The following is a 20,737-nucleotide window of genomic DNA, read 5'->3' on the forward strand; positions in this document are numbered from 1 at the left end:
AAAAGGTCGGTTTAACCGGCCTTTTTTGTGGGCTGAAGCCTGGTATTTAATCCTCAATCATCCGCGCATATTCTTCCGTTAAGAAATCCACTAATGCGCGCACTGACGGTAATAATCCCCTGCGTGATGGAAATACTGCGTGAATAATTTCTCGCTTAGGTTCCCAACCGTCGAGCAACGCCACCAACTCACCCGCAGCTAATTGATCTTTTACCATCAACTGTGGAAGTTGAACAACACCTACGCCGGTGACTGCGGCTTCGCGTAACGCCAGCATATCGGTGGTGATCATACGCGGCGTGAAATGCACCTCCACCCGCGCGCCCTGCGGGCCGAATAACTCCCAACGATGCACATGTTTACCAGAGGCCAGACTCAAACCTGGCCAACGGGTCAGCTCTGCCGGAGAGTGTAGCGCCCCCATCTGCTCAATTAACTGCGGGCTGGCATACAAGCGATGCCCTCTGTCCGCCAGGACGCGCATCACCAGGTCGCTATCCTCAAATGGCCGAGGTCTGACGCGAATCGCCACATCCAGACCTTCTCCAACGACGTCAACACGACGGTTCGTGGCCTCCAGTTGTACTGATACGTCAGGATAACGTGCCATAAAACGGGCAAGCATTGGCCCGATATGCACATGCAGCAACGTAACAGGACAAGTCAGCTTCACAACGCCACGCGGTTCAACCTGTAACGCGGCAATGGCATCCTGCGCCGCCTGCGCCTCCACCAGCATCGCCTTACAGTGTTCGTAAAAGGTTTGCCCGACTTCAGTCACGTTAAATTGCCGGGTGGTTCGCTGAATCAGTCGTACCCCCAGCCTCTCTTCGAGTTGCGCTATCCGTCGGCTCAGTTTTGATTTTGGTTCATCAAGCGCCCGACCCGCCGCCGCGAATCCCCCTTCCTCTACAACATGCACAAACCATGCAAAATCATTGAGATCCGGCCTTGCCATTTTATTGTCCTATTTTTGAGACAGTGAGAGCTATTTTAGCTACTACTCAGCTCGCTGTCATGAATATAAGCTTATTCACATCAAAACAACGCCACTGAGGAGACACATATGAAACAAGTAACAGGCATCTACACCGCACCTCGCCCACACTGGGTTGGCGATGGATTTCCGGTTCGCTCGATGTTCTCTTACCAGTCTCATGCTGAGCAATTAAGCCCGTTCCTGCTGCTTGATTACGCGGGTCCGCATACGTTCACGCCGGGTAACGAAAAACGCGGCGTAGGTGAACACCCTCACCGCGGTTTTGAGACGGTGACTATCGTTTACAGCGGCGAAGTTGAACACCGTGATTCAACCGGTCGCGGCGGCATTATCGGCCCTGGCGATGTGCAGTGGATGACCGCTGGTGCAGGAATATTACACGAAGAGTTCCACTCCCCAGAATTTACCCGTCAGGGCGGTGAACTGGAAATGGTGCAACTGTGGGTCAATCTGCCGGCAAAAGACAAAATGGCCGTACCGGGTTATCAGGGCATCAGCAGCGATGTTATTCCCACCGTCGCCTTGCCCGATGATGCAGGCAGCGTTCGCGTGATCGCGGGCAGCTATCAGGATACGAAAGGCCCGGCACACACCTTTTCACCGCTGAACGTCTGGGATATGCGCCTGCAACGTAATCATCCGCTGACGTTGTCCCAGTCTGAAGGGTGGAGCACCGCTCTGGTGGTATTAAAAGGGAATATCACCGTAAACGGCACCACGCCTGCCGGCGAAGCACAACTGGTAGTGCTAAGCCAGCAGGGGAAAACGCTACACATTGAAGCCACCAGCGACGCCAGCGTGCTGCTGCTGTCTGGCGAACCATTGAACGAGCCGATTGTAGGTTACGGTCCGTTTGTGATGAATACGAAACAAGAAATCGCTGAAGCCGTCCGCGATTTTAACTCCGGCCGCGCTGGCTAAAATCGCAACCCTGGCGAAGATGCCGGTAATTACCACGGCATCGGTACCGCAGGGGCCTAACGGCCCGTTGATCCCAGAGATCCATGCCAATGCGCCACATGCCCAATACGTAGCACGTAAAGGCGAAATCAACGCCTGGGATAACGAAGACTTCGTGAAAGCGGTCAAAGCAACGGGTCGTAAGACGCTGATTATTGCCGGTACGATCACCAGCGTGTGCATGGCTTTCCCAGCCATCAGCGCGGTTGCTGAGGGTTACAAGGTCTTCGCAGTGATCGACGCTTCCGGTACTTACAGCAAAATGGCGCAGGAAATCACCCTGGCACGTGTTGTTCAGGCTGGCGTGATACCGATGGATACCGCCGCCGTCGCTTCTGAAATTCAGGGGACATGGAACCGTGAAGACGCCGCTGAATGGGCGGAAGTGTATACCAAAATCTTCCCGGCTTATCAGTTGCTGATCGAGAGCTATAGCAAGGCCCAGGAAGTCGTGACCAACGGCGAAAAACTGGACTCGCAGCGCTAATCATATTCTCCGCGCCTGTCCGGGCGGAGGAATATGTACATTGCGTAACCAAACGAGAGTTAACACGTAAATTCTGCTTGACCGTTTTAGCGCAACTCCCTATAGTAGCGCCCCGTTGCCCCCCAAGCGGTCAGGCAGCAATACAATATGGTGAGGTGTCCGAGTGGCTGAAGGAGCACGCCTGGAAAGTGTGTATACGGCAACGTATCGGGGGTTCGAATCCCCCCCTCACCGCCATATTCAAGAAAGAGCTCGTACGCAAGTACGGGCTTTTTTTTCGCATGCTGCATTTGCCTGATAAACGTAGCGCCATCAGGCATGTCGGTTATTGTCGGCTGAGCAGTGTTAACACTTCGTAATGCGCGGTATGTGGGAACATATCAAAAAGTTGGACGCGTTCAATGCGATATCCAGGCAACTCGCGGATATCCTTCGCCATGGTTTGTGCATTACAGCTGGAGTAAACGATAAAACGCGGCGCCATGCGGGAAAGAAAATCGCACAGCGGCTTCCCAATCCCCCGACGAGGCGGATTCACCAGCACCAGGTCCGGCACTTCTCCCTGCGCGGTAGCAAACTGGGTTGAATCCAGCGCCTGAAAATGCAGATTCTTCAAACCAAGCTCCTGCGCCGACTGTTTCGCGCAAGTAATGGCCTCTGGCGCAATTTCAATACCCGTCAGTTTCATCTGCGGCGTGGCGCAGTGCAAACCAAAACCCCCGACGCCGCAAAACAGATCCCACATGTGATTAACCGGAAGCTGACGCACCCAGTCGCGCGCCGTGGCATATAAATGCCCAGCCACCACGGGGTTGGTCTGGAAGAAGCTCTGTGGGCGTATCCACAATGGCACATCGTTAAAGCGTTCAGCCAGCGCCTGTTGTTCCGTCAGGAAGATTTCGCTCTCCCCTTCCATAATCGCCATATGCACAGGTTGAATATTGGCGGTGATCACTTTTAATTGCGGAAGCTGGGCCTGTAACCATGGCAGCGCCGTACTCAGTTGTGCCAGTTTCGCATCGGAGCGCAGAACAAAACGCAGCATCATACCGCCATCAAACCGGCTTTCCGTTAACAGCAGATATTTCAGCTCCCCGCGTTTGCGCGCCACGTTATAGGGCGTCAACCCCGCACGGGCGATAAACGGTTTAAGTGCGGCAAACACCGGCGCAAAAGACTCAGGATAGAGCGGACACTCGCACAAATCCTCCGGCGTACCGTCACGATGCAGCATCCCCAGCAGCGGTTTTTCCACGCTGCCGCTGACCACCATTTTGGCTTTATTACGAAAAGCGCTCTCCGGGCCGCTGACCGACGCGCACCATTCTCCGACCGGAGAAGCGGCCAGCAGATTCTGCAGTTCGGCTGTTTTGGCGAAGAGTTGATCGGCGACAGGCTGCGTTATCCACTGACAAGAGCGGCAGCGTTCGGCGTCATAAAGTGCGCACTGCATACAAAAACCTACAAATTAACAGGGGGCGAAGATTATACACGTTATTGCAAGCGGAAGAACCGCCTGCTGGACGCAGGAACAAACAGCAGTAGCAACACCAGCATATCCGGCAATTTTTGCATCACCAGCGTATGCAGGATTTCACGTCTGGACTCTCCCGCAATACTGAACAGTTCCGGATATCCATAGCCCAATGAGGCCGCCCACAGATAGACGCTGGCGATAATCTGGGTCAGTAGATAGACCCAGCGTGCCCAGTTCCGACCTTTAACCAGCGAAAATGCGCAGTAAATTTCGATAAACAGCAGCACCAGGCTACCCAGAAACACCAGCGTCAAATTCCAGGTCTGGACGCTGCGATGAATAAACTCGCTGGTTCCGCGAAACCCGAGCGTATTAAAAATCATCAACAGATCGAGACAGCGGATCATGATAATAGCCAGCGCCGCCACCTGCACTAAAGTAGGGACGTTTAAACGGGCATGTGATGTGGATGATTTCTTAAAAAATCCCAACGCGTCGTCTTCCATGAAAACGGCGCAGCCACCGCAGCTGCGCCGTATAGACAGGTTGGCAGATTTTAGTTTTTTCAGCCGCGTCTTGCACGTTGGATATCGCGAATCCGTTGTTTTTCTGTTCGCGCCATCAGATACCACGCGATAAATCCGATAATTCCTACTACGCCAAGTATCAACGTCGCCAGCGCGTTGATCTCCGGATTGACCCCCATACGTACGCTGGAGAACACCAGCATGGGTAACGTTGTGGCGCCAGGACCAGAGACAAAACTGGCAATGACCAGGTCATCGAGCGACAGCGTAAAGGCCAGTAACCACCCTGAGATCACCGCCGGCATAATCATCGGCAGCGTGATGACGAAAAAAACCTTCAGCGGCGTGGCACCAAGATCCATCGCCGCTTCCTCAATGGAGTGATCCAGTTCGCGTAAACGCGAGGAAATCACTACCGCCACGTACGCTGTACAGAATGTGACGTGCGCCAGCCAGATGGTCAACATACCGCGATCCGCTGGCCAGCCGATGGCGTGCGCCAAAGCCACAAACAGCAGCAGCAGCGACAAACCGGTAATGACATCCGGCATCACCAGCGGTGCGGTGATCATAAAGGCGAAACCATTTGATCCACGAAAACGACCAAAGCGCACCATCACCACGGCGGCGATGGTACCGAGAATTGCCGCCATCGTCGCAGCACAGGCGGCAATCGTTAAGCTCATGCCGACGGCGCTTATCATCGCGCTATCGTGGAAAAGCTCACCATACCAACGCGTTGACCACCCCGCCCAGACCGTCACCAGCTTGGAGCTGTTAAACGAATAGATAACCAACATCAGCATCGGCGCGTACAGGAAGGTAAAACCCAGTACCAGGATAAAAATACGCCACGGCGAGCGAACGACCGGTAAGTTATTCATCCGTGTTCCCCCACGCTTTTTTGCTGATATTTATGGAACCACATGATCGGCACAATCAGTAACAGCAGCATAATAATGGCGACGGCAGAAGCCACCGGCCAGTCTCGGTTATTGAAAAACTCCTGCCAAAGCACGCGCCCAATCATGATGCTGTCCGGGCCGCCCAGCAGTTCCGGGATCACAAACTCTCCAACCGCCGGGATAAACACCAGCATTGACCCGGCGATAATCCCGCCCTTGGTCAACGGCACGATCACGCTAAAGAAGGTTTTCAATGGTCGGGCGCCTAAATCCAGTGCCGCTTCCACCAGCGAGTAATCAATACGCGTCAGCGCGGTATAAATCGGCAGCACCATAAAGGGCAAATAGGCGTAAACAATACCGATATAGACTGCCAGATTGGTGTGCAGAATCGTCAACGGTTGGTCGATAACGCCCAGCCACATCAAAACGTTGTTCAGGACACCGTTATTTTTCAGGATCCCCATCCAGGCGTATACGCGAATCAAAAATGACGTCCAGGACGGCAGGATCACCAGCAGCAACAGAATATTGCGTGTCGAGGGTTTGCTGTGCGCGACCGCCCATGCCAGCGGATATCCCAACAGCAGGCAACAGACAGTCGAAATCCCCGCTACCTGCAAAGATTGCAGATACGCATCAAAATAGAGCGGATCGTCCGTCAGTTGCAGGAAATTGCCTAAATTGAGGGTGATGGATAACTGATCGTCAGCCCATGAAATGAGGTCGGTATACGGCGGAATAGCCCGCGCCATTTCAGCCAAACTGATTTTGAAGACGATCAGAAACGGCAGCAGAAACAGGAGCATCAGCCACACATACGGCAGCGCGATGACCAGCTTGCGCCCGTGCTTCATTTGCAGCCGCGACATAAACAGCGTGAAACGCCCCACGTTATCCACGCGCGCCGGAGGTTCAAGTGTACTCATCTTCGCTCCTTAAACCGTCAACACCACACAGCTGTCCGCATCCCAACATAAACGGACTTCGTCACCCCAGGTTGGTAATCCCTTGCGATAACGATGTTCATTTTGTAACTGAGCGCTCAGCATCTGGCCACTTTTCAAGCGTACGTGGTACACTGACAAATCACCCAGATAGGCAATGTGCACCACTTCGCCTACCGCGAAGTTATATCCCTCTGGCGGAGGGGCTTCGCAGAGCATGATTTTTTCCGGGCGCAGCGCAACATACACCGGGACGTTATCGACAACGGAAGCGTCTGCGTCCACTTTCAGCGGATGTACCAGTCCTGGAGACTCAATAACCAGACCATCTTCCTGACGCTCTTTCAGCAGTCCTTCAAAGACATTAACCGAACCGATAAATTCTGCACTGTAACGCGTAGTCGGATGCTCGTAGATCTCTTCAGGCTCGCCGATCTGGACAAATTTGCCACGGTTCATGATCGCAATGCGGCCCGCCATCGTCATGGCTTCTTCCTGATCGTGCGTCACCATCACGCAGGTCACGCCGACACGTTCAAGGATATCCACCACTTCCAGTTGCATGCGGTCACGGAGCTTTTTATCCAGCGCCCCCATCGGCTCATCCAGCAGCAGCAGCTTCGGGCGTTTCGCCAGGCTACGCGCCAACGCCACGCGCTGACGCTGACCGCCAGAAAGCTGATGCGGCTTACGTTTGGCGAACTCCTGCATATGCACGAGTCCTAGCATCTCACTCACCCGGCTGGCGATTTCAGCCTTTGGCAGCTTGTCCTGCTTGAGACCAAAGGCAATGTTCTGCTCTACCGTCATGTGCGGAAACAGTGCATAGGACTGAAACATCATATTAATCGGACGCAGATAAGGCGGGACATGCGCTAAATCGACGCCATCAAGCATAATTTGCCCGGTTGTTGGCTGTTCAAATCCCGCCAGCATCCGCAACAGGGTCGATTTACCGCAGCCGGACGCCCCGAGCAGAGCAAATATTTCACCTTTGTAGATAGTAAGATTGACGTCATCAACGGCGTGCTGACCGTCAAAGGACTTGGTCAGGTTGCGAATTTCAAGCAGCGGGGTCAGCGCCTTGCGGATTTTCGCTTGTGGGCGTGGGGTTGCATCATTCAATTAGGCGCTCTCCGGCATAAAACAAAGAAACGGTGCAAATAACGCACCACGGTGGTGCGTATTGCCGGGTTATATGTGTCCGGGATCAACACTGCCCGGCAGGCGTAAATCCTGCCGGGTCACGTCCCGTACATCGGGTTATTTCCCGCTTTTTACCTTCGTCCAGGCGCGAGTACGTACACGGTCGATCTTCGGATCCTGTACTTTCAGCGTGAACAGCTTGGCGCGGACATCGGCAGGCGGATAAATGCCCGGGTTGTCGCGCACGTCCTGGCTGACCAGTGCTGTCGCTTCTTTGTTGGCATTGGCATAGAACACGTGGTCAGAAATATGCGCAATTACATCAGGGCGCAGCAGGTAGTTGAGGAACTGATAGGCTTCGTCTTTGTTTTTCGCATCGGCTGGCATCGCGAACACATCAAAGAAGGCCATCGCACCTTCCTTAGGAATCGAGAAGGAAATATTGACGCCATTTTTCGCTTCTTTCGCACGGTTTGCCGCCTGCCATACATCCCCGGCCCAGCCAATCGCCACGCAGGTATCACCGTTTGCCAGGTCGTTAATGTACTGCGAGGAGTGGAAGTAGCGAATATTCGGGCGCAGTTTCAACAGCAGATCGGTTGCCGGTCCGGTGTAATCATCCGCTTTGGTACTGTTTGGATCTTTACCCAAATAATTCAGCACGGTGGCAAACACTTCTTCGGGCGCGTCGAGGAAAGAGACGCCGCAGCTTTTGAGTTTTTCCAGATTTTCTGGCTTGAGGATCAGATCCCAGCTATTAACCGGCGCATCTGGCCCCAGTACTGCTTTCACTTTATCCACGTTATAGCCAATACCGGTTGTTGCCCACATATATGGCATCGCAAACTTGTTGTCCGGATCGTGTTTACCCACCAGCTTCAGCAATTCAGGATCGAGGTTTTTCCAGCCAGGCAATTTGCTCTTATCCAGCGGCTGGAAGACGCCCGCGGTCAGTTGACGCTCAAGGAAACTGGCGGATGGAACGACAAGGTCAAAGCCGGTACTGCCAGCCATGAGCTTACCTTCCAGCACTTCATTGGAATCAAATACGTCATAGATAACTTTAATTCCGGTCTCTTTTTCAAAATTAGCCACCGTATCCGGGGCAATATAATCAGACCAGTTATAAATATGCAGCGTTTTTTGTTCAGCAGCGAGCGTGCCAGCAGAGATGGCCATCAGAGCACCCGCAACCAGGCCTGGTAACCATCGTTTATTTAAGGCGGTCATAATCTCTTCCTTCTGAAAGTTCGTTAACAAACGAACAAAAATGTCACACTCTAATGATATGCAAGAAACGTGCATATTCTTTCAAGCGGCACCCATGAAAAGAGAGGACTCTCCTCACGCCGCTATTGCGCGCTGTTATCCGCCCATGCATTCAATATGCATTGTGGCCACAGGTCAGGCCACAAGGGGCTGTTTGAATGATGACGTTGATCAGCTTCGCAAGAATAACTTTAGCCAGGATTTGTGGATATAGCCCAGATTAAAAAACGTCTTTTATCAATTTTTTATGCATGAATTGTCTATGACATACAGTGGAAGGCGCTGAATGGAGGTGAATAATTCTTTAATGAACGGTTAAATGCAGAATAAAAACAGGCAATACGCAACCGCTTTGGCAGCGGCTGCGCAATATATGTCCAGATTCAGGAAGAATTAATGGAGGAAATGAACTTCGGCGTTGCTGTTTTGCGCATCTTCTTCAGCGTTAAATAACAGCTGATGCGCACCGGCCTCGAGGATCACCATCGATATTTGCTCTTCACTCTGGCGAACAAAATATTCGAACTGCTCAAACGTCACGCCCGGGATAACGGATAAAGACTGGCAGACCACCAGCTTTGGCAGATTATCATCCTGCATATCCAGAAAGGCTTTCACCGTGAGTGAACTGGCGTTAATCGCAGACAGATCGGCGGCCAGCGGCAGTAGTGCAGAAGGTCTGACTTCTGCCATCGCCGAAAACAGAATGACGTTATCGACCAAATCAACTTTTGCATCAAAGATGCCGTCAAAATTCTGCATGTGCGGCAAATGCAGCGCCTGACAGGTATCGCATTCAAAAAAACTCATGCCCAGGTCGTCGAGCCATTGACGCAACGTATCCAGAGTGGGAACGACCAGTGATGTCATAATAATGTGCGACCTCTATTGATGAAAAAAATACCGGCACAGCTTACGCAAAAAGAGCGTATCATACTACGATCGCAATCGATATTGTGCTTAGCCGCCGATTTTAAGGCAAAATTCAGGTGTAGCGTGACGCTCAATCCACTGGATCATCTTGCCGGCAATGTCTATTCCGGTAGTTTTCTCCACCCCTTCCAGGCCAGGAGAAGCGTTGACCTCCATGACCAGCGGCCCACGTTCAGCACGCAGAATATCAACGCCAGCAACGTCCAGACCCATTGTCTGAGCGGCTTTGAGCGCAATTTCCCTTTCGCGCGGCGTGATATTCGCAATAGTGGCAGCCCCACCGCGATGGAGATTAGAACGAAAATCACCTTCTTTGGCCCGGCGCTCAATGGCGGCCACCACCTCGTCACCGACCACGAAACAGCGAATATCTCGCCCTTTCGCTTCTTTGATATATTCCTGAACCAGAATATGGGCATTCAACCCACGAAAGGCATCCACCACGCTTTCTGCGGCCTGCCGCGTTTCCGCCAGTACCACGCCGATCCCCTGCGTACCTTCAACCAGTTTCACCACCAGCGGCGCGCCGCCAACCATGTCAATCATGTCGCTGGTATCGTCCGGAGAGTGAGCAATCCCGGTGATGGGTAAATCGATTCCCTGACGCGCCAGCAACTGCAGCGAACGCAGCTTATCGCGCGCACGCGTAATTGCTACCGACTCATTCAGCGGATAGCTACCCAGCATCTCAAACTGGCGCAACGCCGCAGTACCGTAAAAGGTAATCGCTGAACCAATCCTTGGGATCACTGCATCGAAATGAGGAAGCTGGCGGCCCTTATAATGAATTGAGGACGCCGCCGGGCTGATGTTCATATAGCAAGAAAGGGGATCGATAATTTCAACCAGGTGACCACGCTGCATCGCCGCTTCACGCAGGCGCTTACAAGAATAGAGCGTTCCGTCCCGGGACAAAATGGCAATTTTCACCCTGCACCTCTCTGAATGACCTGGTAAAAGCTGGCGTATCATACACTGCGTTAAAATCTTTAGCGCGTAGCCCATCCCTGTTTATGCAAATATTCCAGGATAAAGGGACGACTTTCTTTAATGATGGTGCGGCGAATATGGTCGCTCCAGGTGTCACGGCGCGTATTGCTCCCGCGGGTCAGATAGTACTGCGCGAGCTGCTCATCATATTGCGATAAAACGTCTTTGTTGAGTGGCTGATACTGATTTTCGTGCACCACAAGCGACGCTGGCAGTCGCGGCTTGATATCCGGGTTATCAGCAGGCCAGCCGAGGCACAGCCCAAACAACGGCAGAACATGTTGCGGAAGCTTCAGCAGTTCAGTGACCGGCTCAATGTTATTTCGCAGACCGCCAATAAACACGCCGCCAAGCCCCAAAGACTCTGCCGCCGTCAGCGCATTTTGCGCCATCATCGCGGTATCAACAACGCCCAGTAGCAGCTGTTCCGCCAGCCCGAGTTGCGCGTCAGGGCAAATCTGCAAATGGCGATTAAAGTCAGCGCAAAACACCCAGAACTCGGCGGCCTGCGCCACATGTTTTTGTCCGCCGGATAAAGTAGCCAGTGATTCGCGCAGTGCGTTATCCGTTATGCGAACGATGGTTGTGCATTGTAAAAAACTGGAGCTTGAGGTCCCCTGAGCGGCGGCAATAATCGCCTCCCGCTGCGCATCCGAAATGGCATCATCGGTGAAATGGCGAATGGAACGGTGGCTACGAAGTAAATCAATGGTTGGCGTCATCTCTTTTTTCTCTGTCTGAACGTGAAGAATCTCCGGGGGTTCGTGACATCAGCTGCGGCGCAACCAGTTGAGCAATACGCCACGTTAATACCACTGCGGCGGGAAGCATCAGCAGCACACCCAGAAATATCATCACCACGCAGGCTAACGGACTGCCAAGCGGTGCGGGTAAAGTGAGGTAATCGTTAAGCGATAGCAGCGCCAGCGATAACAAAACCATCCCGATTATTTCCAGCATCAATACGCTTTTGGGTAATGCACCAATTGTGCGCATAAGCGGCCTCCCGGCGAAATGGCTTTCATTATAAAACGTTCCGGCTTGACGTGTTTAACAGTTATAGCTTGAGGATATCAAAGCAACAGGCTGAACCTGCTTTTCATCTGTCACAAATCGCGGCATCATAACAAGTATTGCCATCCGGCCTGATAAGTTCGAGGAGAGAGAGATGTTTGCCGTTATTTTTGGTCGTCCAGGGTGCCCGTATTGTGTGCGCGCAAAAGAATTAGCAGAAAAATTAAGCAATGAGCATGACGATTTTAACTTCCGCTACATTGATATCCATGCCGAAGGTATTACGAAAGCCGATCTGGAAAAGACGGTAGGTAAGCCAGTTGAAACCGTTCCGCAGATTTTTGTTGATCAAAAACACATCGGCGGCTGCACGGATTTTGAAGCGTGGGCAAAAGAGAACATGAATCTGTTCGCCTGATAGCCGTTTCTACGCCCTCCGCTGGAGGGCGTCTTCAGTTCTTTTTCCGTCGATGATGCTGATTGAACAAGTTGCTGATAAACAAAAAACACAATGCGCCAAGCGCGCACCAAAACACCGCACTAAACAACCACGCCAGCTCTTGCCACAATGAACGCGTCGGCATAAAAACGAACCGCATCAGTAACAGACAGCACGGCGCCGCCAACATGGCACCAAGAAGGGGTTTGAGCACCTCCCGACGATGGGAGAAAAAGCTTGCTGCAGCACCAGGCAGGATAAAAAACAACAATCCGACCTCAGGATGCCCTGCCGCTCTGAATGCCCCTTTCACGTTCAGCGTTAATGAAAGACACACCACAATAAAGAGCACAAAGCAGCAGACCGCACCCGCCCAACTTTGCTTATGTTTCAATTGTTCCTCCTGACACATTCTCTATCGAACACTCTTTTCGCCCGCAGGCGTCCAGTCAGATAAAGTAACCAGGCATTCCATGCCAAAAACACACTCACACGATTCTTATAGCCGTTGATACGTAATGAGATTAAACTAACCGCATATATTGTTATGCTGCATTATTCGGGGCTGTGTACGAAGCTGTCGCCCCTTAATTTCTGGCAAAAACATTAGCGTAAATTGCCATTTCTTTCAATAGCTTACTAGTAAACAAGAAGTTAGTCTCCGTGAATATAAACGTCGCAGATTTGTTAAATGGGAATTACATCCTGTTATTATTTGTGGTCCTGGCACTGGGCCTGTGTCTGGGTAAATTACGTCTGGGTTCAGTCCAACTCGGTAATTCCATTGGCGTTTTAGTGGTGTCCCTATTATTAGGTCAACAGCACTTTAGTATTAACACCGATGCATTAAATCTCGGCTTTATGCTGTTTATTTTTTGTGTCGGTGTCGAAGCCGGTCCCAACTTTTTTTCGATTTTTTTTCGCGATGGGAAAAATTATCTAATGCTTGCTCTGGTGATGGTCGGCAGCGCCATGCTGATCGCCCTGGGGCTGGGTAAGCTATTTGGCTGGGACATCGGCCTGACGGCAGGTATGCTGGCCGGCTCGATGACCTCAACGCCGGTGCTGGTCGGCGCGGGTGACACCTTGCGCCATTCCGGAATGTCGGGGACATCGCTTTCAACCGCCCTCGATAACCTGAGCCTCGGTTATGCGCTCACCTATTTGATTGGTTTGGTCAGTCTGATTGTTGGCGCGCGCTACCTGCCGAAACTTCAGCATCAGGATCTGCAAACCAGCGCCCAACAAATCGCACGTGAACGGGGTCTGGACACTGATGCCAACCGTAAGGTTTATCTGCCGGTAATTCGTGCCTATCGCGTTGGCCCGGAACTGGTGGCATGGGCCGATGGCAAAAATCTGCGCGAGCTGGGTATCTATCGCCAGACCGGTTGTTACATTGAACGCATCCGTCGCAACGGCATCCTGGCCAACCCGGATGGCGACGCGGTACTGCAAATGGGCGATGAGATAGCCCTGGTGGGTTATCCTGATGCACATGCCCGCCTCGATCCCAGCTTCCGTAATGGTAAAGAGGTGTTCGATCGCGATCTGCTCGATATGCGCATCGTCACTGAAGAGATTGTGGTGAAAAATCACAATGCCGTTGGCCGCCGCCTGGCCCAGTTGAAGCTGACCGATCACGGCTGTTTTCTCAACCGCGTGATCCGTAGCCAGATTGAAATGCCTATCGATGACAACGTCGTGCTTAATAAAGGCGACGTGCTGCAGGTCAGTGGGGATGCTCGCCGCGTCAAAACCATTGCCGATCGTATCGGCTTCATTTCCATTCACAGTCAGGTGACCGATCTGCTGGCCTTCTGCGCCTTCTTTATCATCGGTCTGATGATCGGGATGATCACCTTCCAGTTCAGTAATTTCAGCTTCGGCATCGGGAACGCGGCTGGACTGCTATTCGCCGGGATCATGCTGGGCTTCCTGCGTGCCAACCATCCAACGTTTGGCTATATCCCACAGGGGGCGCTGAACATGGTCAAAGAGTTTGGCCTGATGGTATTTATGGCAGGCGTCGGTTTAAGCGCGGGCAGCGGCATTGGCAATGGCCTTGGCGCCGTGGGTGGGCAAATGCTGATTGCCGGCCTGGTTGTCAGCCTGGTGCCGGTTGTCATCTGTTTCTTATTCGGTGCTTACGTATTGCGCATGAACCGCGCCCTGCTTTTTGGCGCCATGATGGGCGCGCGTACCTGCGCTCCGGCAATGGAAATCATCAGCGATACGGCACGCAGCAACATCCCCGCATTAGGCTATGCCGGGACCTACGCAATTGCCAACGTACTGCTGACATTAGCGGGGACACTCATCGTCATTGTCTGGCCTGGGCTTGGTTAGCGCTGAAATTTACTCTTAAACGAAAATTTTTTGCAGGTAAGCAGAACTTTTCTTCAAGACGTCAGTCATAACTATTGCCACTGCTTTTCTTTGATGTCCCCAATTTGTGGAGCCCATCAACCCCGCCGTTTTGGTTCAAGGTTGATGGGTTTTTTGTTGCCTGAATTTTGCGATCGCTGACTCCCTCCCCCGAAACTCTCTCACATTTGCAGCATGCTGGTTATGACACATACTTTTAGTCAGAGCTAAATGGTAATGGGGGGTGCTATGTTACTCGCAGGCAAAGTCGCGGTAATCTTCGGAGGCAGCGGCGCTATAGGCAGTGCAGTTGCGCATGCCATGGCGCGTGAAGGCGCCCATGTGTATCTGGGCGCGCGCAGTCAGGAAAAGCTGGATTGGGCGGCCAGTAGCATTCGAACCGCGGGCGGTGCCGCCGAAACCTTTGTCACCGATGTACTCGACGAATACGGCACCTCAAAACAAGTTACTCAGCTTGCGCAGCAAACCGGTGGAATAGATGTGGTGGTTAACGCAACCGGCTTTATGCATGAACAGGGCAAACGCATCGAGGCGTTATCCCTTTCTGAGTTTATGAGCGGTATCACCCCTTTCCTCTCGGCGCAGTTCAATATCGCAAAAGCCGTAACACCACACATGGGCGGCAATCGTGCGGGCGTCATTCTCACCGTTGTTGCGCCCGCGGCCCCGATGGCGATGCCTGGCCATCTGGGACACATCGTCGGCTGTGCGGGAACAGAGGCCTTTATTAAAGCGCTTGCCAGCGAACTGGGGCCGGCGAATGTTCGGGTCGTCGGCGTGCGCTCGCATGCGATTGTGGATGCCGTTCAGGCCGGTTCCTATACCGGGGAGATTTTTACCGCTAAAGCGCAGTCAATGGGTATAACCGTCGCACAATGGTTAGCTGGTGCGGCGCAAAGTACCATGCTTGGGCGTCTGCCTACGCTTGCACAAATCGCAGAGGTAATGACCTTTCTGGCTTCAGACCATGCCGGAGCAATCACCGCAACGGTGGTGAATATTACCGGCGGCGCTACGCACAGCTGACCGTCGCGGGCAACCCCGCAATACGCTCCACCATCAGCAAGATATCTTCTCGCCGCAGCGGTTTTTTGTCCGTGACAAAATGCAGCGTCATCCCTTCAATAAACGCATCCAGCGCCCGCGCCGTAACCGGAGCAAACCACTGCTCCAGCGTTTGTTGGCTGCGTAACATCCAGTTTTGCATCACCGTTTTTAGTGCCGGTTTACGGCTGGCGAAGGCATACAGCTGATACATGAGTTCCATGTTATCGGGTGTCGTGACCTGGGAGCTGTAAATCATATCGGTAATCGCATGGCAAGCCTGCGACGCATCCGCAACGTCGGCAAAAAAAGCCTGATACTGCAGCATCATCCTGTCAGTAAAACGGTCAAATGCCTCCATTAAAAGCTCATCAATTCCCGAAAAGTAATAGGTCATAGAACCCAAGGGCACCTGAGCAATTGTCGCAATCTTCCGATGTGTAACCGCATGAATACCATGGGCTATTACCGCATCCAGAGTCGCCTGAACTATTTTTTCCCGCCGCTGCGGATCGTTCGCACGTCGCACTGCATTACCTCTTCTTGCATTTGTGTACAAATGTACACAACCTTGCTAAGGTTGTCTTCTTTCCTCTTTTCTTTGGCTCGAATTCATGACTGGCATCTCATCACGCAAAGCCTTAAGACGTCGCACCTGGGCACTGTTCACGTTCTTCTTTTTACCAGGATTATTAATGGCTTCCTGGGCAACGCGTACCCCTGCCATCAGAGATATCCTCTCCATCTCAACCGCCGAAATGGGCGCGGTGCTGTTTGGACTCTCAATTGGTTCGATGAGTGGCATTCTTTGTTCGGCCTGGCTGGTGAAACGATTTGGCACGCGTAAAGTGATCCGCACCACCATGTCTTGCGCAGTCCTCGGAATGGCAATCCTCAGCGTGGCGCTCTGGCTGCATTCCGCATGGCTTTTCGCATTTGGTCTGGGCGTGTTCGGCGCCAGCTTTGGCGCAGCAGAAGTTGCCATCAACGTCGAAGGTGCGGCTGTTGAGCGCGAAATGAATAAAACCGTACTGCCGATGATGCACGGTTTTTACAGCCTGGGAACGCTGGCGGGTGCCGGAGTCGGGATGATGCTTACCGCCTTCAGCGTACCGGCGACCGCGCATATCTTGCTGGCGGCGATGGTGGCTATCACCCCTATCTTCATCGCCATCAAAGCTATTCCTGACGGCACGGGTAAAAATGCCGCTGACGGGTCTCACTCTGGCGAAAAAGGACTGCCTTTTTATCGCGATATTCAGCTATTGCTGATTGGCGTCGTGGTGCTTGCAATGGCATTTGCTGAAGGTTCCGCCAACGACTGGCTTCCGCTGCTGATGGTGGACGGACATGGATTTAGCCCAACATCAGGCTCGCTGATTTATGCCGGATTTACGCTGGGCATGACCGTTGGACGATTTACTGGCGGCTGGTTCATCGACCGCTACAGCCGCGTCGCGGTAGTACGCGCCAGTGCGCTTATGGGTGCTCTTGGGATTAGCCTGATTATTTTTGTCGACAGCACTTGGGTGGCGGGTGTTTCCGTTATTCTGTGGGGACTCGGCGCATCACTGGGATTCCCACTGACCATTTCGGCTGCCAGCGACACCGGCCCCGATGCGCCAACCCGCGTCAGCGTTGTCGCCACTACCGGCTATCTGGCATTCCTGGTTGGACCACCGCTGCTGGGCTACCTGGGTGAACACTACGGCCTGCGTAGCGCTATGCTGGTGGTGCTGGCGCTGGTGCTTGTCGCCGCCATCGTCGCGAAAGCGGTGGCAAAACCGGATCTCAAAAACACCACTGTGATGGAGAACAGCTAATGCGTATCAAACTGATTGCAGTCGACATGGACGGCACATTTTTAAGCGACCAAAAAACCTATAATCGTGAGCGCTTTATGGCGCAATACCGCCAGATGAAAGAACAAGGGATCCGCTTTGTGGTCGCCAGCGGTAACCAGTATTACCAGCTCATCTCCTTTTTCCCTGAACTGGCCAGTGAAATCTCATTTGTCGCCGAAAACGGCGGATGGGTGGTCAGTGAAGGGGAAGATGTCTTTAACGGTGAGCTGGCAAAAGACGATTTCCAGGCCATCATGGAACATCTGCTGACCCGTACGGACATCGACATTATCGCCTGCGGTAAAAATAGCGCCTATACCCTGAAGCGGTACAGCGATGAGCATAAGACTGTCTCCGCCATGTATTATCATCGTCTTGAATTTGTGGATAATTTTGACAACCTCAACGACATTTTCTTCAAGTTCGGGCTAAATATTTCAGACGATCGTATCCCCCAGGTGCAGGCTGACCTCCATGAGGCGATTGGCGACATTATGGTGCCGGTACATACCGGCTACGGCAGCATCGATTTAATTATACCCGGTGTGCATAAGGCAAACGGTCTGCGTCTGCTGCAACAACGCTGGAATATTACCGACGATGAGGTTGTTGTGTTTGGCGATGGCGGCAATGATATTGAGATGCTGCGTCAGGCAGGATTTAGTTTTGCAATGGCGAACGCCCATGAGCCGGTTATCCAGGCGGCAAAATATCGCGCAGGGTCGAACAACGAAGAGGGCGTGCTGGATATTATCGACCGCGTGTTAAAGAATGAAGCACCGTTTACGCAATAACGCCTCAGCACAGACGGCAACAAAATGATGGCATGATCTATTCATAATCCGCCTCAAATTAACCCGCTGGATTATTACCTCCAGTGAATATTCAGACGAGCGGATTATGAAGAAAAGTGTACTGATAGCGACATTGTTGCTGGGTTTTGCGGGGACAACATTTGCGCAAAGCGTTACCATTGATGTACCAAGCGGTTATAAGGTGGTGGTAGTACCCTCTTCCGTCAGCGTTCCGCAGGCGGTCAGCGTTACCACAGCGCCACAAACGGTGTATGTTGCTCCGGCGCCTGCCCCGGCGCCTGTCTATCGCGCACATCCTTATGCGCGACATGTTGCAAGCGTCGGTGAAGGAATGATCATCGAACACCAGATTGACGATCACCACTAAGTTTTTGCCTGGCCCGGGCAACCGGGCTTTAACCTTCCCGTGAATCCCCTACCCGTTTATCTTTCAGGAAGATAACCATCAGAATCACCCACAGTACGCCGCTTGCCAGATTGAACAGGCTGAACAAGCCGTTTCCTCCGAGCAGATAAGCGTGTTTACTCAGCTCAATACCGACGGTAAAAATCAGCATCTGCAACATACCCATGGCGGCAGAAACCGTGCCCTTACTCATTTCACTGGCAAACAGCGTCAGACGTACCAGTCCCGCATTCGCCACGCCAATACCAAACGCATAGATGCTTAAACCCGCCGTCATCCATAGATACGCATGGGATGACACCACCGTGGCCGCAGCGGCAATCACCAGCCCGACGGCGATTGGCCAGCCGCCCATGATAATCAGCGAACGTACGGTTTTTCGCGAGGTCAGGCGCGCCAGTACCAGGTTACCGGCAATCAACGCGCCAAAAATCGGTACCTGCAACAGGCCATATTCGTAACTGCTGAGATGTTCACCGCTGATGATAATAATCGGGGACTGCGCAATCCACGCCAGTAACGGCAGGCTGACAAAACCCAATGCCAGCGCGCCTGCAACGAAGCGCACGTTCCTCAGCACCAGCTTATAATCTTTGCCCAGCTCTTTAATCGACAGCTTTTCACCAAGCCGGGTTGCCGTTTCCGGCATCGCGCGTTGCAGACCAAAAAAAGAGATGGCGGCCAGGGCGGCAAACAGGATAAACATCCCTTCCCACGGCAGAACATGTACCCAGGCTGCACCGACCAACGGCCCCAGCAGGGGCGCAATCAACGCTACGTTTGCCATCAGCGCGGTAATTTTTATGCACACCGCTTCTTCAAAGGATTCCTGAATTGCGGCGTAACCCACCGCGCCAATAAAGCACAGGCTTATCCCTTGTAAAAAACGCAGGAAGGTAAATTGCTCAATATTCTGCGCAAGCAGGGTTGCAAGGCAGGTCACAATGAACCAGAGCACGCCGGTTAACATCACCGGGCGACGTCCAATTCGATCCGACAGCGGTCCTAATAACCACTGCAAAAACATGCCGCCAGCCAGATAGGCGGTCATGGATGTGGGCACCCAATCTAATCCGGCATTATATTGCTCCACCACCGCCAACATTCCGGGCTGGATCATATCGTTGCCGATATAAGTAGAGAATTCGTAAAGCACCAGACAGAGAGGGAAAAGTAATGCCTGACGCCCCAAATGGGCGCCTGAAGATAAACGGTTCTGCATGCAGTCTCTTAACTATAGGAAAATCGCGCAAAGTGTAATAAATGCGCCGTACTGGTGATAGTGAATTATGTGATTTGCAAGCAAATTGCGCACATTTTTACACTCAATTGCTCAGGAACATTTTGCGTTAAGGTTAATTTAAGTTGAGGCCGCTATCATGTTCAATAAGTCTCATTAATTGTCTGAAAAATAGTCATTTAACAGACAAATAAGACAAGACCGCTTTTTATCCCGTGAAAGCAATTTTATGCTCTCCCCTCATGGGCCTTTTTAACGATTACACTGAGTCTGGACGTTATGCTGGAAAATCTGAACAACTCACTTTTTTATCTCATCAATGCCACGCCGGACTCTGCGCAATGGATGATATCGCTTGCCATTTTTATTGCCAAAGACCTGATTAACATCGTACCGCTGTTAGCCGTTGTGCTTTGGCTTTGGGGGCCGCGGGCCCAGGTTACTCTCCAGCGCCAGTTAGTTATAAAAATGGCGATTGCGCTGATCGTCGGTCTGACGATTTCATGGCTGATGGGGCATCTGTTTCCTCACGATCGTCCGTTTGTTAACCACATCGGTTACAACTTCCTGCATCATGCGGCGGATGACTCTTTCCCGAGCGATCACGGTACGGTTATCTTTACCTTTGCACTGGCTTTCCTGTTCTGGCATCGCCTGTGGACGGGCGCTCTGCTGATGGTCGTTGCTGTGGCGATTGCCTGGTCGCGGGTCTACCTTGGCGTACACTGGCCGCTGGATATGCTGGGAGGATTACTCGCCGGGCTGATTGGCTGCCTGAGTGCCCAGATGATCTGGCAGCGGTTTGGCACGCCCCTGTACCTCGGCTTGCAAAATGGCTATCGCGCCTGCTTCGCTCTGCCCATCCTTAAAGGCTGGGTGCGTGACTAACCCACGGTAAAAAGAGTA

The 20,737-nt window shown here is 52.5% G+C and carries 22 protein-coding genes, 1 tRNA gene and 1 pseudogene; 10 read left to right on the forward strand and 14 right to left on the reverse strand.

Annotated elements, in window-relative coordinates:
* Positions 1-46: 46 nt before the first annotated feature.
* Complete coding sequence (locus HV334_RS15870; RefSeq protein WP_181220610.1) at positions 47-958, reverse strand: LysR family transcriptional regulator; 912 nt, start codon at positions 956-958, stop codon at positions 47-49.
* Between the two features lie 108 nt (positions 959-1,066).
* Between HV334_RS15870 and HV334_RS15875 the strand changes: the two genes are divergently transcribed.
* The 3 genes and pseudogenes from HV334_RS15875 (at position 1,067) to HV334_RS15885 (ending at position 2,684) form a co-directional block, all read left to right on the forward strand.
* Entirely contained in the window at positions 1,067-1,921 is an 855-nt protein-coding gene (locus HV334_RS15875; protein WP_181220611.1) for a pirin family protein, read from the forward strand.
* Positions 1,908-2,447 (forward strand): annotated as a pseudogene (locus HV334_RS15880) (isochorismatase family protein); the annotation flags it as partial. The gene HV334_RS15875 and the pseudogene HV334_RS15880, both read left to right, overlap by 14 nt.
* Before the next feature lie 149 nt (positions 2,448-2,596).
* Positions 2,597-2,684: transfer RNA gene (locus HV334_RS15885), tRNA-Ser, on the forward strand.
* A gap of 88 nt (positions 2,685-2,772) precedes the next feature.
* On the opposite strand, the gene rlmC is transcribed toward HV334_RS15885, so the two are convergent.
* From rlmC to HV334_RS15935, 10 genes are all read right to left on the reverse strand, one after another.
* Complete coding sequence (gene rlmC / locus HV334_RS15890; protein WP_181220612.1) at positions 2,773-3,900, reverse strand: 23S rRNA (uracil(747)-C(5))-methyltransferase RlmC; 1,128 nt, start codon at positions 3,898-3,900, stop codon at positions 2,773-2,775.
* A gap of 41 nt (positions 3,901-3,941) precedes the next feature.
* Positions 3,942-4,430: a YbjO family protein gene (locus HV334_RS15895; protein WP_016152418.1), complete on the reverse strand. Its 489-nt coding sequence runs from the start codon at positions 4,428-4,430 to the stop codon at positions 3,942-3,944.
* 59 nt (positions 4,431-4,489) lie between these two features.
* Positions 4,490-5,335: a putrescine ABC transporter permease PotI gene (gene potI / locus HV334_RS15900; protein WP_016152417.1), complete on the reverse strand. Its 846-nt coding sequence runs from the start codon at positions 5,333-5,335 to the stop codon at positions 4,490-4,492.
* Positions 5,332-6,285 (reverse strand): putrescine ABC transporter permease PotH, encoded by a 954-nt coding sequence (gene potH / locus HV334_RS15905; protein WP_016152416.1) that lies wholly within the window; start codon positions 6,283-6,285, stop codon positions 5,332-5,334. Before potH ends, potI begins: the two co-directional genes overlap by 4 nt.
* A gap of 9 nt (positions 6,286-6,294) precedes the next feature.
* A complete protein-coding gene (potG, locus tag HV334_RS15910) occupies positions 6,295-7,428 on the reverse strand; it encodes a putrescine ABC transporter ATP-binding subunit PotG (RefSeq protein WP_016152415.1) in 1,134 nt (377 codons plus the stop codon).
* A 138-nt stretch (positions 7,429-7,566) separates the two neighbouring features.
* On the reverse strand, positions 7,567-8,679 hold the full coding sequence (potF, locus tag HV334_RS15915) for a spermidine/putrescine ABC transporter substrate-binding protein PotF (RefSeq protein ID WP_016152414.1): 1,113 nt from the start codon (positions 8,677-8,679) through the stop codon (positions 7,567-7,569).
* A 432-nt stretch (positions 8,680-9,111) separates the two neighbouring features.
* Positions 9,112-9,588: a YbjN domain-containing protein gene (locus HV334_RS15920; RefSeq protein WP_016152413.1), complete on the reverse strand. Its 477-nt coding sequence runs from the start codon at positions 9,586-9,588 to the stop codon at positions 9,112-9,114.
* Positions 9,589-9,678: 90 nt separating this feature from the next.
* Entirely contained in the window at positions 9,679-10,581 is a 903-nt protein-coding gene (gene rimK, locus HV334_RS15925) for a 30S ribosomal protein S6--L-glutamate ligase (protein ID WP_181220613.1), read from the reverse strand.
* A gap of 59 nt (positions 10,582-10,640) precedes the next feature.
* Positions 10,641-11,363: a nitroreductase NfsA gene (nfsA, locus tag HV334_RS15930; protein WP_016156098.1), complete on the reverse strand. Its 723-nt coding sequence runs from the start codon at positions 11,361-11,363 to the stop codon at positions 10,641-10,643.
* Entirely contained in the window at positions 11,347-11,637 is a 291-nt protein-coding gene (locus HV334_RS15935) for a YbjC family protein (protein WP_016152409.1), read from the reverse strand. Before HV334_RS15935 ends, nfsA begins: the two co-directional genes overlap by 17 nt.
* Positions 11,638-11,809: 172 nt before the next feature.
* Between HV334_RS15935 and HV334_RS15940 the strand changes: the two genes are divergently transcribed.
* Positions 11,810-12,073, forward strand: a complete 264-nt coding sequence (locus HV334_RS15940) for a GrxA family glutaredoxin (RefSeq protein ID WP_016152408.1) — start codon at positions 11,810-11,812, stop codon at positions 12,071-12,073.
* A gap of 34 nt (positions 12,074-12,107) precedes the next feature.
* On the opposite strand, the gene HV334_RS15945 is transcribed toward HV334_RS15940, so the two are convergent.
* Positions 12,108-12,488: an inner membrane protein YbjM gene (locus HV334_RS15945; protein WP_016152407.1), complete on the reverse strand. Its 381-nt coding sequence runs from the start codon at positions 12,486-12,488 to the stop codon at positions 12,108-12,110.
* A gap of 269 nt (positions 12,489-12,757) precedes the next feature.
* On the opposite strand from HV334_RS15945, the gene HV334_RS15950 reads away from it, so the two are divergent.
* Together HV334_RS15950 and HV334_RS15955 are read left to right on the forward strand one after the other, a co-directional pair.
* Complete coding sequence (locus HV334_RS15950) at positions 12,758-14,443, forward strand: aspartate:alanine antiporter (RefSeq protein ID WP_016152406.1); 1,686 nt, start codon at positions 12,758-12,760, stop codon at positions 14,441-14,443.
* A 267-nt stretch (positions 14,444-14,710) separates the two neighbouring features.
* Complete coding sequence (locus HV334_RS15955; RefSeq protein ID WP_181220614.1) at positions 14,711-15,508, forward strand: SDR family oxidoreductase; 798 nt, start codon at positions 14,711-14,713, stop codon at positions 15,506-15,508.
* On the opposite strand, the gene HV334_RS15960 is transcribed toward HV334_RS15955, so the two are convergent.
* Positions 15,495-16,055 carry a TetR/AcrR family transcriptional regulator gene (locus HV334_RS15960; protein WP_029139468.1) on the reverse strand — a complete coding sequence of 187 codons (561 nt, stop codon included), beginning with the start codon at positions 16,053-16,055 and terminating at the stop codon, positions 15,495-15,497. The two genes, HV334_RS15955 and HV334_RS15960, sit on opposite strands and share 14 nt — an antisense overlap.
* Before the next feature lie 85 nt (positions 16,056-16,140).
* Between HV334_RS15960 and HV334_RS15965 the strand changes: the two genes are divergently transcribed.
* From HV334_RS15965 to HV334_RS15975, 3 genes are all read left to right on the forward strand, one after another.
* Entirely contained in the window at positions 16,141-17,349 is a 1,209-nt protein-coding gene (locus tag HV334_RS15965; protein ID WP_029139467.1) for an MFS transporter, read from the forward strand.
* Positions 17,349-18,164: a Cof-type HAD-IIB family hydrolase gene (locus tag HV334_RS15970; RefSeq protein WP_049282702.1), complete on the forward strand. Its 816-nt coding sequence runs from the start codon at positions 17,349-17,351 to the stop codon at positions 18,162-18,164. Before HV334_RS15965 ends, HV334_RS15970 begins: the two co-directional genes overlap by 1 nt.
* 106 nt (positions 18,165-18,270) lie before the next feature.
* Positions 18,271-18,552: a hypothetical protein gene (locus HV334_RS15975; protein WP_103766083.1), complete on the forward strand. Its 282-nt coding sequence runs from the start codon at positions 18,271-18,273 to the stop codon at positions 18,550-18,552.
* 28 nt (positions 18,553-18,580) lie between these two features.
* On the opposite strand, the gene HV334_RS15980 is transcribed toward HV334_RS15975, so the two are convergent.
* Positions 18,581-19,813, reverse strand: a complete 1,233-nt coding sequence (locus tag HV334_RS15980; protein WP_181220615.1) for an MFS transporter — start codon at positions 19,811-19,813, stop codon at positions 18,581-18,583.
* A gap of 297 nt (positions 19,814-20,110) precedes the next feature.
* Here HV334_RS15980 and ybjG point away from each other — a divergent pair, with 297 nt between their 5' ends.
* On the forward strand, positions 20,111-20,719 hold the full coding sequence (gene ybjG / locus HV334_RS15985; RefSeq protein WP_181220616.1) for an undecaprenyl-diphosphate phosphatase: 609 nt from the start codon (positions 20,111-20,113) through the stop codon (positions 20,717-20,719).
* Positions 20,720-20,737: the final 18 nt, after the last annotated feature.

The sequence above is a fragment of the Citrobacter sp. RHBSTW-00944 genome (assembly GCF_013615435.1).
GTDB lineage: Bacteria > Pseudomonadota > Gammaproteobacteria > Enterobacterales > Enterobacteriaceae > Citrobacter > Citrobacter braakii.